This window comes from Exiguobacterium flavidum (genome assembly GCF_003344535.1).
In the GTDB taxonomy this organism is placed as follows: Bacteria; Bacillota; Bacilli; order Exiguobacteriales; family Exiguobacteriaceae; genus Exiguobacterium_A; species Exiguobacterium_A flavidum.
In genome coordinates, this window is record NZ_QPKS01000015.1 from 42,512 (window position 1) to 56,832 (window position 14,321).

Sequence of the window (14,321 nt, forward strand, 5' to 3'; positions counted from 1 at the left end):
GCCCGTAGAGGAAGTCCGTCCCTTCTTCCGGCACGACCGGTGTTGCGTCCTGCTCTTTTTCTGCACGCTCACGCGGCTTTTGAGGCTTTTCCTGCTGTTTGCGCTCCTGGTGCTTCCCTTGGTGTTTCCGCTCCTGGCTCAGCGGCGTCTTCTTGTCATTCGTTCGTTCCGTCTGCTTCCGCTTCGAGAATGTCGAACGCTTGTCTGACGAGTTCTTCAAGTCGATCTCCTCCTCCTGAAAGATGTAGGTAGCCGAGCAATGCCTCGAAGGCTGTCGCGTACCGGTAAGTGTGGACATCCGCGTTTTTCGGGATCGAACCGGATTTCGCATTCTTTCCCCGGCGGACGATGGCCTGCTCCTCCTCCGTCAGTACGCCCCGTTCGAGCCAGGCAGTGATGACTGTCGCCTGGGCTTGCGCCCGGACGTAGCGGACCGCGGTCCGGTGGAGCTCGTTCGGTTTGACGTATCCCTTCTCAAGCAGGCGCTGCCTGACATGGACCTCATAGATGACGTCCCCCATGTAAGCGAGCGCCTGGGCATTCAGTTGTTTCGCATCTGTCATGCCCGCTTCCACCGCATTCCTTGTGCTGTATCCTCAAGGATGATGCCTTTCGCTTTCAACTCGTCACGAATCGCATCCGCACGGGCAAAGTCACGGTTCTTACGTGCTTCCTCACGCTCTGCGATCAGACGGTCGACATCCGAATCGAGAAGTCCTTTGTCGATTGTGAGCGTCACGCCGAGGACATCCGACAGTTCCCGGAAGACGGCGAGGAAATGTTCCAGCACTTCCTTCGATACATGCGCCTCGCCGAGGTAGACGTTCGCTTCCTTCGACAGGTCGAACAGATCCGTCACGGCATTCGCCGTGTTGAAATCGTCGTCCATCGAGACGATGAAGTGCTCCTTGATCGCATCGATCCGTTTCATCCATTTAGCGTCGACCGGCGCAAGATTTGCCGTGACGCCAAGACGATGCTCGAGGTTCGCGACCGATTCCCGGATCCGGTCGAGACCGTTCGCCGCTTGTTCGATCAGTTCGCGGCTGTAGTTGATCGGATGCCGGTACTGGACCGACAGCATGAAGAATCGAAGCACCATCGGATCGATGACTTGAAGGACGTCGTGGACCATCATGAAATTACCGAGCGACTTCGACATCTTCTCGTTCTCGATGTTGAGGAAGCCGTTATGCATCCAGTAGTTCGCGAATTGTTTCGAGTTGCACGCTTCTGACTGGGCGATCTCGTTCTCGTGGTGGGGGAACTTCAAGTCATGTCCGCCGGCATGGATGTCGATCGTCTCTCCGAGGTACTTCTTCGCCATGGCCGAGCACTCGATGTGCCAGCCGGGGCGCCCTTCTCCCCACGGGCTCTTCCAAGCAGGCTCACCCGGCTTCGCCGCTTTCCAAAGGACGAAATCGAGCGGGTCTTCCTTCTTGTCGCCGACCTCGATCCGTGCGCCGGACCGCAGTTCATCGATCGACTGCTGGCTGAGCTTGCCGTATCCCTCGAAGCTGCGCGTACGGAAGTAGACGTCCCCTCCAGCCGCATAGGCATGGCCCTTCTCGATCAGGACGCTGATGAACTCGATGATGTCGTCCATCGTCTCCGTCACGAGCGGATGGACGTCCGCCTTCATGACGTTGAGTGCGCCCGTATCCTCATGATAGGCCTTGATGAAGCGCTTCGTCAGGTCATGGAAATCTTCTCCGAGTTCGTTCGCTGCCCGGATGATCTTGTCATCGACGTCCGTGAAGTTCGAGACGTACTTGACGTCATATCCGCGATAAGTGAAATAGCGGCGTACCGTATCGAAGACGATTGCCGGTCTCGCGTTGCCGATATGGATATAGTTATAGACGGTCGGTCCGCAAACGTACATGCGGACCTTTCCTTCTTCGATCGGCCGGAACTCTTCCTTTTTGCCGGTCATGCTGTTATAGATCTGAATCATTTATGAAGCCCTCCTTTTATCAATTCCACTTCTTGTCTCAGTCTTTCGAGTTCGATTTCCATGCGTTCCTGGCATTCGCTGACCGGATCGGGCAACTTGTGATCGAGCGGTGCGTCTACCTTGATGCCGTCCTGGATGACGACACGTCCCGGAATCCCGACAACCGTCGAGTTCGGCGGGACATCCTTCAAGACGACGGAACTCGCACCGACCTTCGAATAGGCACCGATCGTGATATTTCCTAGAACGCGTGCACCGGCCGAGACCAGCACGCCATTCTCAAGCGTCGGATGCCGCTTTCCCTCTTCCTTGCCGGTCCCGCCGAGCGTGACCCCTTGGAAAATCGTCACGTCGTCACCGATGACCGTCGTTTCCCCGATGACCACGCCCATCCCGTGATCGATGAAGAAACGTCTTCCGATCGTAGCGCCGGGATGGATCTCGATCCCGGTCAGGAAGCGACCGAACTGGGAGATCATCCGTGCGAGCAGGGGTAATTTCAGTCCCCAGAAAAAATGAGCGATTCGATACAGCCACACCGCATGAAGGCCTGGATATGTCAAAAAGACTTGCAGACGGCTTCCTGAGGCGGGGTCCTGTTCAAATACGTTTTGGATATCTTCGCGTATCCGCGTCATGTCTGTTCTCCTTCCTCGTTACAAAACAAAAGCGCCCCTGTGCATCTCTGCACAGAGACGCAAAAAAAGCGCGGTTCCACTCTGTTTGGACACGTTCGTGTCCCCCTCGGTCCGTTAACGCCGGAGGTACGTCCGCGCCTACTCTCTCGAGATTTCGGGCGGCACTCAGAGGGGCATTTCAACCGGTCGCCGCCAAGAGCCCTCTCACCAGGTGGGCTCCTCTCTTTATGGCAGCTGAATCGATCTACTTTCCTCGTCTACGCTTTTGTTATTCTTCTATTAATTTCACGAGGCGTGCAAGCACACGCTCTTTTCCGAGCAGTTGAATCGTGTTCGGAAGTTCCGGTCCATGCGTCTGTCCTGTCGTCGCGACACGAATCGGCATGAAAAGGTTCTTTCCTTTTTGTCCGGTCGCCTTCTGGGTCGCTTTGATCGCACCCTTCACTGCTTCCGGTGTCCATTCTTCGAGCGCACGCAGCTGCTCCGCAAACTCAGCGATCACGGTCGGTACCGTCTCACCTGCGAGCACTGTGTTGGCTTCTTCATCATACACCACTTCATCCTCGAAGAACATCTCAGACAACTCGACGATTTCTGCACCGTGCGTCATCTGTTCCCGATAGAGTCCGACGAGGTCCTTCGCCCATTCCAGCTCTTCTGCTGATGGTTCTGATGACAAGCGACCTGCTGCAACGAGGAACGGAAGGCTCGCTTCGAATACTTCCTCGAATGATTGATGTTTCATGTATTGTCCGTTGATCCAGGCGAGCTTGTTCTGGTCGAAGACGGCAGGGCTCTTCGAGAGGCGGTTCGCGTCGAAGATTTCGATGAACTCTTCCTTCGTGAAGATCTCCTGCTCGCCGACCGGAGACCAGCCGAGGAGTGTGATGAAGTTCAGGAGCGCCTCAGGCAAGTAACCGAGGTCTTTATATTGCTCGATGTACTGGATGATCGACTGGTCACGTTTTGACAGCTTCTTGTGCTGTTCGTTGACGATGAGCGTCATGTGGCCGAACGTCGGATATTCCCAACCGAACGCGTCATAGACCATCATCTGTTTCGGCGTGTTCGAGATATGATCATCTCCGCGGAGGACGTGGCTGATCGCCATCAGATGATCATCGACGACGACTGCGAAGTTGTAGGTCGGGATGCCGTCCTTCTTGACGATGACCCAGTCTCCGAAGTCCTTCGACTCGAACGAGACGTCTTCTTTAACGATGTCGTTCCACTTGTACGTCACGCCTTCCGGCACACGAATCCGGATCGACGGCTGCCGTCCTTCTGCGACGTATGCGGCTTCCTGCTCTTCTGAGAGGTCTCGGTGCGCACCTGAATAACGTGGAGCCTCACCGCGCGCGATCTGCGCTTCGCGTTCTGCTTCGAGCTCTTCCTCAGACATGTAGCACTTGTAAGCGATCCCCTTCTCAAGCAGCTGGTCGACGTACTTGCGGTAGAGGTCGAGCCGCTCCATTTGGAAGTAAGGACCGTAGTCGCCGCCACGTCCAGGACCTTCGTCCCATTCGATCCCGAGCCATTCCAGATACTTCATCTGGCTTTCGACGCCGCCTTCGATGTTACGTTTCTGGTCCGTGTCCTCGATACGGAGGATCATTTTCCCGCCGGCGTGGCGGGCGAAGAGATAGTTGAATAATGCCGTCCGCGCGTTTCCGATATGGAGATGACCCGTCGGACTCGGCGCGTAGCGAACGCGTACTTCGTTCATTTGTATGCACACCTTTCAGTCAGTTCAAAATTTGCCTATCTAGTATACCTTATTCTTCGATTCGTTTCAGCAGGATCACGGCTTGGGCGGCGATTCCTTCTCCCCGCCCCGTGAAGCCGAGCCACTCCGTAGTCGTCGCCTTGACGTTAATCAGCGAGACGTCCGACTCGAGCAACTCCGCGATCCGCTCCCGCATCGTATCGATGTAAGGACGGAGTTTCGGCGCTTGAGCGATGACTGTCGCATCGAGATTCCCGAGCACGTAGCCCTTCTCCTTGACGAGCGCATAGACGTGCTGAAGCAACTTTGCCGAATCCGCGTCCTTGAACGCCGCATCCGTGTCCGGGAAGTGTTTGCCGATATCCCCTTCAGCGATCGCGCCAAGTGCCGCGTCTGCGATCGTATGCAACAGGACATCTGCATCCGAGTGCCCGAGCAGCCCTTTCGTATGTGGAATCTCGATTCCTCCAAGAATCAATTTCCGGTCCTCTGCGAACGCATGTACATCAAACCCTTGTCCAATCCGAATCATAGCTGTTCCTCCCGTTTCCTTAAAATCGCCTCACCGAACACCAGGTCGTCCGGTGTCGTGACTTTTATGTTTTCGTAGCGGCCCGTGACGACGGCCACCTTTCCTCCGTCCCATTCTACCAAACTGGCATCATCCGTACCTAAAAAATTCATGGCACGTTCATGGACGTCACGGATCAATGTCAAATCGAACGCTTGCGGCGTCTGTGCCGCCATCAGTTCTTCCCGCGGAACCGTATCGAGGATGGTATCTCCCTGCACCCGCTTGACCGTGTCCTTCACCGGTACGGCAAGGATGGCGGCGCCCGTCTCATGCGCTTTCGCGACGACGGCCTCGATCGAATGACGGTCGACGAACGGCCGTGCCCCGTCATGGATCAGGACGATCCCCTGCCCCTTCAGTGCCTCTAGCCCTTTGCGTACACTCTCCTGGCGCTCGCTTCCGCCTGCGACGAGATGGATCGTCGTTTCGTACTCCGCGACACGGGCAACGAACCAGTCTGCCTCCTCCGGGTTGATCGCAAGTACGATTTCCGTACATGCAGGGTCCGCGTCAAACACGTCGAGCGTCCACTCGATGATGGTCCGCCCTTGAAGCCTAAGCATCAGTTTGTTATGTCCTGCTCCCATCCGTTTACCTGCTCCGGCGGCAGGGATGACGACACGATATGTCTGCTTCATTTCTGATTTCCCCTTTTCACATGGAAAAACTGCCAAGTCGACTTGGCAGTTCCGTTTTTCATTTCCCTTGTGGCCGTGCAAAGATCATTCGCCCTGCAGACGTCTGCAGGACGCTCGTGACGACGACCGGCACCGTCTTCGAGATCAGATGCTTCCCTTCCTCGACGACGACCATCGTCCCGTCCTCGAGATAAGCGATGCCCTGCTTTTGTTCCTTGCCTTCCTTGATCACGAGAACCGTCATCTCCTCACCCGGTATGACGACCTGCTTGATTGCATTCGCAAGGTCATTGATGTTAAGTACTGGAACGTTCCGTACTTCGCATACTTTGTTCAGGTTGTAATCGTTCGTCACGACGATTCCTTTGATTTGTTCTGCGAGCTTGATCAGCTTGATGTCGACCTCGAGATCCTCGAAGTCTCCGTCATAGATCTCTACCTCGACACCCGGGATCGACTGGAGATCCTTTAGGACGTCGAGGCCGCGTCGTCCGCGATTGCGCTTCAACGTATCGGATGAATCCGCGATGTATTGCAGCTCTCCGATGACGAACTGTGGCACGATGAGCTTTCCTTCAAGGAAACCGGTCCGAGCGATGTCCGTGATCCGCCCGTCGATGATGACGCTCGTATCAAGCACTTTGTCATTCGTCCGCTTCGGAACCCTCGCCTCGGTTTCATTCCCCTTCTTCTCATGATTGTTCGAGTTGCGAAGGAAGATTTTCGTCAGTTCATGCCGTTTTCGGTACCCTACCGTAAAACCAAGATATCCGAACAAGGCTGTCGCGAAAATCGTCAATACATTGCTGAGCAAAGGAATCCCGACGAGCTCGATCAGCATGCTGACGAGAAACGCCATCACGAGTCCGAGCAACAGACCGAACGTTCCGAAGAACAAATCCGCAACTGGCGCTTTAACAAGTTTTTCTTCTAAATAACGGAGAAGTCGAATGACCGAATCAGCGACGAACAGTCCGATTATAAAAAATATGAGTGCACCAATCGCTCCTGTCACGTAGACAGAAGATATCCATTCCGGCAATTGCATTCCGCTTTTTTCGATCAGGCTAAAGAGCTGTGGAAGCAACAAAATTCCTAGCGCAAGTCCTAGCAACGCGAAAAATACGCGCACGATCGTTTTCAACTTTCCCACCTCCTTTTTTAATTTCGAGTTCATTGTAACATGAATTTTTCAGCTTTACCTACGGCTAAAGGCGGGGATAACGGTTACTATTCCGTTACAACCCCCGCGTTCTTACCGTCCTAACGCTTCATCTCAGTTAAAGCTTCATCTCAGTTAAAAAGGAATCGCTTCTCGAAGCGCCTCGTCCACCGTCTCGACACCGATGACCGTGATGCCGCTAGGCGGCGTCCATCCGCCGAGATTGTTCTTCGGGATGATGGCACGCGTAAACCCTAGTTTCGCCGCTTCAGCGACGCGCTGCTCGATTCTTGATACACGGCGAACTTCCCCCGTCAATCCGACCTCACCGATCAATACGTCGGTCGGACGTGTCGGTTTGTCCCGGAAGCTCGAGGCGATCGAAACGCAGATCGCGAGATCGATTGCCGGCTCATCGAGCTTTACGCCGCCCGCAGCCTTCAAGTACGCGTCCTGCGTCTGAAGCAACAGTCCGGATCGCTTCTCAAGGACGGCCATCAGCAGCGCCACCCGGTTCTGATCGATTCCCGTCGCCATCCGGCGCGGATTTCCGAACGAGGTCGGGGAGATGAGGGCCTGCAGTTCGACGAGGACGGTCCGTGTCCCTTCCATCGAAGCGACGACGGTCGAGCCGGAAACGCCCGATGTCCGCTCTTCAAGAAATATCTCGGAAGGGTTCAGTACTTCCTCGAGCCCGGATTCCCGCATCTCGAAAATCCCGATCTCATTGGTCGAGCCGAAGCGGTTCTTCACTGCCCGCAGGATACGGAACGTATGGTGCCGCTCCCCTTCGAAATAAAGCACGGCATCGACCATGTGCTCCAGGAGACGGGGACCGGCGATCGATCCCTGTTTCGTGACGTGCCCGACGATAAAGACTGCGATACCGCGGCTTTTCGCCATTTTCATGAGAAGCGCCGTACACTCCCTTACTTGGGCGACGCTGCCGGGTGCTGACTGGATCTCGTCGATGAAGACCGTCTGAATCGAGTCGATGATCAGAAATCCGGGGTTTTCCTCATCGACGACACGTTCGATCAGGTTCATATCCGTCTCGCTCAGGACATAGAGTTCCTCGGTCGGCAGTCCGAGGCGTTCCGCCCGCAATTTCGTCTGTTTCAGGGATTCTTCGCCTGAGATATAAAGCACTTTCTCCCCCCGGTGTGCGAGCTGAGCGCTCGTCTGGAGAAGAATCGTCGATTTACCGATACCAGGATCCCCGCCGACGAGGACGAGCGATCCCGGAACGATCCCGCCGCCAAGAACGCGGTCGAACTCTCCGCTTCCCGTAAAGACGCGACTTTCCTCCTGCGAGACGATGTTCGCGAGGCGCTCCGGTTTCAGCTGTTTCGTCGTCGTATGGACGAACGCCGCTCCGCGTCTCGCCTTCTTCTCCTCGACGAACTCCTCCACCATCGTGTTCCACTCACCACAGCCCGGACAGCGCCCCATCCACTTAGGTGCCTCCGCCCCGCAACTCTGGCAGACATATTTCGTTTTGATTTTAGCCACTTGCTGTCATCCTTCCCGTTCGTGAAAAAATCCGGCTTTCGAAACTAGAAAGCCGGACGGTTCGAACGATTACTCTGTAGTTGTCGGTTGGTTTCGTCGAACGATGAACTCGTCACCTTCGACATCAAGTGCGACACGTTCACCTTTTTTGATGTCACCGGAGAGCAACGACTCTGACAAACGATCCTCCGCTTCCCGCTGGAGTGCACGGCGGAGAGGACGCGCCCCGTATTCCGGGTCATATCCGACATCCGCGATCTTCGAGAGCGCACTCGGCGTCAATTCGAAATGGATCTCTTGTTCGGCGAGGCGTTTCTCGAGCGTCTTCGCCATCAATTTGACGATTTCCTCGATGTGCTGCTTCTCGAGCGCATGGAAGACGATCGTCTCATCGATCCGGTTCAGGAATTCTGGACGGAACGCCTTCTTCAGTTCCTCCATGACCTTCCCTTTCATGTCCTTGTACTCGCGGTCCGTATCATCCGAAACCGCAAAGCCGACATATTTGTTTCGCTTAAGAGCACTTGCCCCGACGTTCGACGTCATGATGATGATCGTATTGCGGAAATCGACCGTACGGCCTTTCGAGTCCGTCAGGCGACCATCGTCAAGCACTTGAAGCAGGATGTTGAACACTTCAGGGTGCGCCTTCTCGATCTCGTCGAGCAGGATGACGGAATACGGTTTTCTGCGTACCTTCTCAGTCAACTGGCCGCCCTCTTCATAACCGACATATCCCGGAGGCGAACCGACGAGTCTGCTCGTCGCATGCTTCTCCATGTATTCCGACATGTCGATCCGGATGATCGCATCCTCATCTCCGAACATCGCTTCCGCAACAGCCCGTGCGAGCTCCGTCTTACCAACCCCGGTCGGCCCGAGGAAGATGAACGAACCGATTGGCCGTTTAGGATCCTTAAGACCTGCACGTGCCCGGCGGATTGCCCGTGAAATCGATTTGACTGCCTCGTTCTGTCCGATCACCCGGTTATGAAGGATCTCTTCGAGTTTGAGCAGACGTTCTGTTTCTTCTTCCGCGATCTTCGTGACCGGGACACCCGTCCAGTTCGCTACGACCTGTGCGATGTCGTCCTTCGTCACTTCGAGCTTCTCATTTCCTTGCTTGTTCTGCCATTCTTCCTTCAGGCGTTCAAGTTCATCGCGGAGCTTCTGTTCCGTATCGCGAAGGCTTGCCGCTTTTTCGAATTCTTGGCTTTGGACTGCTTCGTCCTTATCCTTGCGTACCGATTCGAGACGTGCTTCGACTTCCTTCAAGTTCGGCGGAGCTGTATACGAACGCAGTCGGACTTTCGAAGCTGCCTCGTCGATCAAATCGATCGCTTTGTCCGGGAGGAAACGATCCGAGATATAACGGTCGGAGAGTGTTACTGCCTCCTGGATCGCCTCATCGGTGATCGTGACGCGGTGGTGGGCTTCATAGCGGTCACGGAGGCCGAATAGAATCTGACGCGCTTCGTCCGTTGTCGGTTCTGCGACCTGGATCGGCTGGAAGCGACGCTCGAGCGCAGCATCCTTCTCAATATACTTACGATACTCGTCAAGCGTCGTCGCACCGATACATTGAAGCTCACCGCGGGCAAGCGACGGTTTCAAGATGTTCGAGGCATCGATCGCGCCTTCTGCTCCGCCTGCTCCGATCAACGTATGCAGCTCGTCGATGAAGAGGATGATGTTCCCTGCTTGCCGTATCTCATCCATGACCTTCTTCAAGCGATCTTCGAACTCACCGCGGTACTTGGTTCCCGCAACAAGTGTCCCCATATCAAGCACCATGACGCGCTTATTACGCAACGTCTCAGGCACTTCGTTATTGATGATTTGCTGCGCGAGCCCTTCGACGACGGCCGTCTTACCGACACCCGGCTCTCCGATCAACACCGGGTTGTTCTTCGTCCGGCGGCTGAGCACCTCGATGACTCGTTGAATTTCCTTCGCCCGTCCGATGACCGGATCGAGGCGCGTTTCGCGTGCTTGCTGTGTCAGGTCGCGAGCCAAGCCATCCAGCGTAGGTGTCGCGACGCCCGAACCTGCTTGAGAAGCATTCGCTGTCGTCTCACTGTTTCCGAGAAGCTGAAGAACTTGCTGTCGTGCCTTCGACAAACTGATGCCGAGATTGTTCAGGACACGTGCTGCTACGCCTTCGCCCTCACGAATCAAACCGAGAAGGAGATGCTCTGTTCCCACATAAGAGTGTCCAAGTTTCCGTGCTTCATCCATCGAAAGCTCGATTACCTTCTTCGCACGCGGCGTATAGTGGATCGTCGTCGCCCCGTCTTGACCGCGACCGATCAGTGCTTCGACTTCCATTTGAATCTTATCTGAACTAAGTCCAAGAGCGACGAGTGCCTTTGCAGCGATTCCGTCTCCTTCTCTTACAAGACCAAGTAAAATGTGTTCTGTGCCGATATTATGGTGTCCGAGACGAACGGCCTCTTCTTGTGCGAGTGCGAGTACACGCTGGGCACGTTCCGTGAATCTTCCAAACATCATTACGCAAAACCTCCTTGTGTGTTATCCCTGTTCTTCTGTTCGGCGAGCGTCGTCCGAATCAACCTTGCACGCTCGATATCCCGTTCTCTAGATGTTAATTGTTTCCCGAATTGCTTTTGTAAAAAACCTGTTTGGATGGAAACAAGCAGTTGATGAAACAACACTGGCGAAACTTTGACATCAAGTCCCAGACTGTCGGCAAGCCGGATATCGGAAAGTCGTTCCGTCGCCTCACGTGCCGTTATCAATCGGGCAGAGGTGAGGATTCCATAGGAACGGTACAGTCTGTCCTCTAGTTCTTCTTGATAGGTCGCCAATAATCCTTTCCGTGCTTCCTGTTCTGCTTCGATAAGCGAATCGGCTGCAAACAGATAGTCCGTGATCAGCATCTCTTCACTTGCTCCGAGCGTGCGTTGATTCGAGAGCTGGAACATCCGCCCGGCAGCATCGCTCCCCTCCCCGTATCGCCCGCGTATAGCGAATCCGAGTTGTCTGAGCCGCTTGATGTATCCATGAATTTGGTTCGTCAGGACGAGACCGGGCAGATGCAACATAACGGATGCCCGCAGGCCGGTTCCGACGTTGCTCGGGCAGGTGGTCAGGTAGCCGAGCCTGTCATCGAACGCAAGCGGAAAACGTTCACTGATCAACTGATCCACTTGCTTGCCAATCTTAAAAGCTTCCTCCGCCTGCAAACCCGGCAGGAGGGTCTGAATCCGAAAATGATCCTCCTCATTCACCATCACACTGATCGTCTCGTCATCACTGATGAAGAGTGCCGTCCTTGGGTGAGAAGCTAAGGCAGGGCTGATAAGATGTTTTTCTACTAAAGCAGTTCTTGTCAAAGCATCTTCTCCGTCGACACGCCCGAACGAAAAACCTTTCATCCCTTCGAGCTGGTGTTGTGTTTCCTTGATCAGTTGTTCTGCTTGCTGCTCCGTCATCATCGTCGAGAAAGGATAGTTCCGGCAGTTACGTGCGAGGCGGATACGTGTCGATACGACGATGTCGTCAAATGGTGCACGTTCATCCATTTTCTTACTGAGCGGACTTTCGAGCAGTTTCTCAAACATGGCGTAAGTCCTCCTCGACCGCTAAAATCTGCCGTTTCAGTTTATCTGCTTCCTCATATTCCTCCGACAAGACAGCCCGGTTCAGTTGTTCTTTTAAGCGACTGAGCTCCTGAGTCAGCCGACGTTCTGGAGACTCTTCTTCCGGTCTTGTGCCATAATGCTTTGAATGTCCATGCTGAAACTGACGAATCATGCTTTCAATTTCTTCACTAAAGAAAGAATAGCAGTTCGCACAGCCTACCTTACGGAGATGAAGAAGTTGCCTTCTCGTCATTCCGCAATTCGGACAGCGGCGCTCTTTATGTTGCTGGGCGATTTCTCTGACACACACTTCGCAAAGTGCCTGTTCAGTTTGCCCCATATCCTCTGGAAGTTTGACACGTACGACTGCCTCCCGCTTACCACAACGCTGACAACGCATGTTGATCCCTCCATCACTAAAGACGCTTCAATGTCTGGAATAAACTCTTTAGCATATGAGCCCGTAAGAGATGTTGGTCATCCAGCGCCATTGGTAAGCTCTCCTTTTTCATCATCGTCTGAATCAAGAGTGCTTCGCGTTGCGTCAAAATTTGCTCATTATAGAGACGCACCAGCAAGTCTTCAGCCATCTGCTCCGATACACGATTACCCATCAACGTATTCATCTCGTTCAATAGATCGTGGGTGTCCGGGATGATGATTTTTTGAATCCGAATATATCCACCGCCACCGCGCTTGCTCTCTACGAAATATCCTTTTTCTACAGTGAATCGGGTATTGATGACATAGTTGATCTGCGAAGGGACACAATCGAATTGACGGGCGACTTCCTGCCTTTTGATCTCGATTGATTCGGTCTCATTCAAAATATGCTTCAGATATGCCTCGATGATATCCGTAATATTCTGCATCGGCACCACCTCTCTGACCTTCTTTGACTATTGTTTGTTTTAATAGTAATCATCTCGCTTTCGAAAAGCAAGCAAAGCGAATTTTTCTGAAACACAAAAAAAGACCGACTCGCTTTATTGCGAATCGGCCTTCTTTTTCTTGCCTGGCAGCGTCCTATCCTCACAGGGGGAAACCCCCAACTACTTTCGGCGCTCAGGTGCTTAACTTCCGTGTTCGGCATGGGAACGGGTGTGGCCACCTGGCCATCGCCACCAGACGATCGGGCTCGCGCCCTCAAAACTGAAGCCATCAACAAACATCGATTAGATCAAAGCCTCGACCGATTAGTATCACTCAGCTCCGCATGTCGCCATGCTTCCACCCGTGACCTATCTACCTCATCGTCTCTGAGGGGTCTTTCTTGATTGCTCAAAGGGAAATCTCATCTCGGAGGGGGCTTCATGCTTAGATGCTTTCAGCACTTATCCCGTCCGCACGTAGCTACCCAGCGATGCTCCTGGCGGAACAACTGGTACACCAGCGGTGCGTCCATCCCGGTCCTCTCGTACTAAGGACAGCTCTCCTCAAATTTCCTGCGCCCACGACGGATAGGGACCGAACTGTCTCACGACGTTCTGAACCCAGCTCGCGTACCGCTTTAATGGGCGAACAGCCCAACCCTTGGGACCTACTCCAGCCCCAGGATGCGATGAGCCGACATCGAGGTGCCAAACCTCCCCGTCGATGTGGACTCTTGGGGGAGATCAGCCTGTTATCCCCAGGGTAGCTTTTATCCGTTGAGCGATGGCCCTTCCATGCGGAACCACCGGATCACTAAGCCCGACTTTCGTCCCTGCTCGACTTGTAGGTCTCGCAGTCAAGCTCCCTTCTGCCTTTGCGCTCTTCGAATGATTTCCAACCATTCTGAGGGAACCTTTGGGCGCCTCCGTTACTGTTTAGGAGGCGACCGCCCCAGTCAAACTACCCGCCTGACACGGTCCTCCAGCCGGATCACGGCTGCGAGTTAGAGACTCTATGCATGAAGGGCGGTATCCCAAGGGTGACTCCTCCGAAGCTGGCGCTCCGGGCTCGACGTCTCCCGCCTATCCTGTACATCATGCACAAAGCCCCAATATCAGGCTGTAGTAAAGCTCCATGGGGTCTTTCCGTCCTGTCGCGGGTAACCTGCATCTTCACAGGTACTATGATTTCACCGGGTCTCTCGTTGAGACAGTGCCCAAATCGTTACGCCTTTCGTGCGGGTCGGAACTTACCCGACAAGGAATTTCGCTACCTTAGGACCGTTATAGTTACGGCCGCCGTTTACTGGGGCTTCGGTTCAGAGCTTCGCTTGCGCTGACCCATCCCCTTAACCTTCCAGCACCGGGCAGGCGTCAGCCCCTATACGTCATCTTGCGATTTAGCAGAGACCTGTGTTTTTGCTAAACAGTCGTTTGGGCCTATTCACTGCGGCTCCGCCTGAGGCGGAGCGTCCCTTCTCCCGAAGTTACGGGACCATTTTGCCGAGTTCCTTAACGAGAGTTATCCCGCGCGTCTTAGAATTCTCATCTCGCCTACCTGTGTCGGTTTACGGTACTGGCGCCTTCCACCTCGCTAGAGGCTTTTCTTGGCAGTGTGAAATCGTGACCTTCGTCCC

At 54.3% G+C, this 14,321-nt stretch carries 12 protein-coding genes, 2 rRNA genes and 1 other annotated feature; all 14 genes read right to left on the minus strand.

The window, feature by feature from the left end:
* Positions 1-155 precede the first annotated feature (155 nt).
* Positions 156-563 (minus strand): Mini-ribonuclease 3, encoded by a 408-nt coding sequence (locus DFG60_RS12915; RefSeq protein ID WP_114572189.1) that lies wholly within the window; start codon positions 561-563, stop codon positions 156-158.
* Entirely contained in the window at positions 560-1,957 is a 1,398-nt protein-coding gene (gene cysS / locus DFG60_RS12920) for a cysteine--tRNA ligase (RefSeq protein WP_114572190.1), read from the minus strand. The genes DFG60_RS12915 and cysS overlap by 4 nt, the downstream gene beginning before the upstream one ends.
* Positions 1,954-2,595: a serine O-acetyltransferase gene (gene cysE, locus DFG60_RS12925; RefSeq protein ID WP_114572191.1), complete on the minus strand. Its 642-nt coding sequence runs from the start codon at positions 2,593-2,595 to the stop codon at positions 1,954-1,956. The genes cysS and cysE overlap by 4 nt, the downstream gene beginning before the upstream one ends.
* A 50-nt stretch (positions 2,596-2,645) precedes the next feature.
* Positions 2,646-2,864: a binding site (T-box leader), on the minus strand.
* Positions 2,864-4,321 (minus strand): glutamate--tRNA ligase, encoded by a 1,458-nt coding sequence (gene gltX, locus DFG60_RS12930; RefSeq protein ID WP_114572192.1) that lies wholly within the window; start codon positions 4,319-4,321, stop codon positions 2,864-2,866. Its footprint overlaps the feature before it by 1 nt.
* Before the next feature lie 49 nt (positions 4,322-4,370).
* On the minus strand, positions 4,371-4,853 hold the full coding sequence (gene ispF, locus DFG60_RS12935) for a 2-C-methyl-D-erythritol 2,4-cyclodiphosphate synthase (RefSeq protein ID WP_157964549.1): 483 nt from the start codon (positions 4,851-4,853) through the stop codon (positions 4,371-4,373).
* Positions 4,850-5,533 carry a 2-C-methyl-D-erythritol 4-phosphate cytidylyltransferase gene (gene ispD, locus DFG60_RS12940; protein WP_114572193.1) on the minus strand — a complete coding sequence of 228 codons (684 nt, stop codon included), beginning with the start codon at positions 5,531-5,533 and terminating at the stop codon, positions 4,850-4,852. Before ispD ends, ispF begins: the two co-directional genes overlap by 4 nt.
* Before the next feature lie 58 nt (positions 5,534-5,591).
* Positions 5,592-6,710, minus strand: coding sequence for a PIN/TRAM domain-containing protein (locus DFG60_RS12945; RefSeq protein ID WP_198661602.1), 1,119 nt, complete (start codon positions 6,708-6,710; stop codon positions 5,592-5,594).
* A 120-nt stretch (positions 6,711-6,830) separates the two neighbouring features.
* Positions 6,831-8,207 (minus strand): DNA repair protein RadA, encoded by a 1,377-nt coding sequence (gene radA / locus DFG60_RS12950; RefSeq protein ID WP_114572195.1) that lies wholly within the window; start codon positions 8,205-8,207, stop codon positions 6,831-6,833.
* Positions 8,208-8,276: 69 nt separating this feature from the next.
* Positions 8,277-10,718: an ATP-dependent Clp protease ATP-binding subunit gene (locus DFG60_RS12955; protein ID WP_114572196.1), complete on the minus strand. Its 2,442-nt coding sequence runs from the start codon at positions 10,716-10,718 to the stop codon at positions 8,277-8,279.
* Positions 10,718-11,791 (minus strand): protein arginine kinase, encoded by a 1,074-nt coding sequence (locus DFG60_RS12960; protein WP_114572197.1) that lies wholly within the window; start codon positions 11,789-11,791, stop codon positions 10,718-10,720. The genes DFG60_RS12955 and DFG60_RS12960 overlap by 1 nt, the downstream gene beginning before the upstream one ends.
* Positions 11,784-12,212, minus strand: coding sequence for a UvrB/UvrC motif-containing protein (locus DFG60_RS12965; protein WP_114572198.1), 429 nt, complete (start codon positions 12,210-12,212; stop codon positions 11,784-11,786). Before DFG60_RS12965 ends, DFG60_RS12960 begins: the two co-directional genes overlap by 8 nt.
* Positions 12,213-12,228: 16 nt before the next feature.
* Positions 12,229-12,684, minus strand: a complete 456-nt coding sequence (locus tag DFG60_RS12970; protein WP_114572199.1) for a CtsR family transcriptional regulator — start codon at positions 12,682-12,684, stop codon at positions 12,229-12,231.
* Between the two features lie 141 nt (positions 12,685-12,825).
* Positions 12,826-12,941, minus strand: a 5S ribosomal RNA gene (gene rrf / locus DFG60_RS12975).
* Between the two features lie 47 nt (positions 12,942-12,988).
* A 23S ribosomal RNA gene (locus DFG60_RS12980) occupies positions 12,989-14,321 on the minus strand; the annotation flags it as partial.

What these genes read in the sequence shown, in the direction of transcription:
- DFG60_RS12915 (WP_114572189.1), bottom strand. Translation starts at nt 563, where the DNA reads ATGACAGATGCGAAACAACTGAATGCCCAGGCGCTCGCTTACATGGGG.
- cysS (WP_114572190.1), bottom strand. Translation starts at nt 1,957, where the DNA reads ATGATTCAGATCTATAACAGCATGACCGGCAAAAAGGAAGAGTTCCGG.
- cysE (WP_114572191.1), bottom strand. Translation starts at nt 2,595, where the DNA reads ATGACGCGGATACGCGAAGATATCCAAAACGTATTTGAACAGGACCCC.
- gltX (WP_114572192.1), bottom strand. Translation starts at nt 4,321, where the DNA reads ATGAACGAAGTACGCGTTCGCTACGCGCCGAGTCCGACGGGTCATCTC.
- ispF (WP_157964549.1), bottom strand. Translation starts at nt 4,853, where the DNA reads ATGATTCGGATTGGACAAGGGTTTGATGTACATGCGTTCGCAGAGGAC.
- ispD (WP_114572193.1), bottom strand. Translation starts at nt 5,533, where the DNA reads ATGAAGCAGACATATCGTGTCGTCATCCCTGCCGCCGGAGCAGGTAAA.
- DFG60_RS12945 (WP_198661602.1), bottom strand. Translation starts at nt 6,710, where the DNA reads ATGAACTCGAAATTAAAAAAGGAGGTGGGAAAGTTGAAAACGATCGTG.
- DFG60_RS12955 (WP_114572196.1), bottom strand. Translation starts at nt 10,718, where the DNA reads ATGATGTTTGGAAGATTCACGGAACGTGCCCAGCGTGTACTCGCACTC.
- DFG60_RS12960 (WP_114572197.1), bottom strand. Translation starts at nt 11,791, where the DNA reads ATGTTTGAGAAACTGCTCGAAAGTCCGCTCAGTAAGAAAATGGATGAA.
- DFG60_RS12965 (WP_114572198.1), bottom strand. Translation starts at nt 12,212, where the DNA reads ATGCGTTGTCAGCGTTGTGGTAAGCGGGAGGCAGTCGTACGTGTCAAA.
- DFG60_RS12970 (WP_114572199.1), bottom strand. Translation starts at nt 12,684, where the DNA reads ATGCAGAATATTACGGATATCATCGAGGCATATCTGAAGCATATTTTG.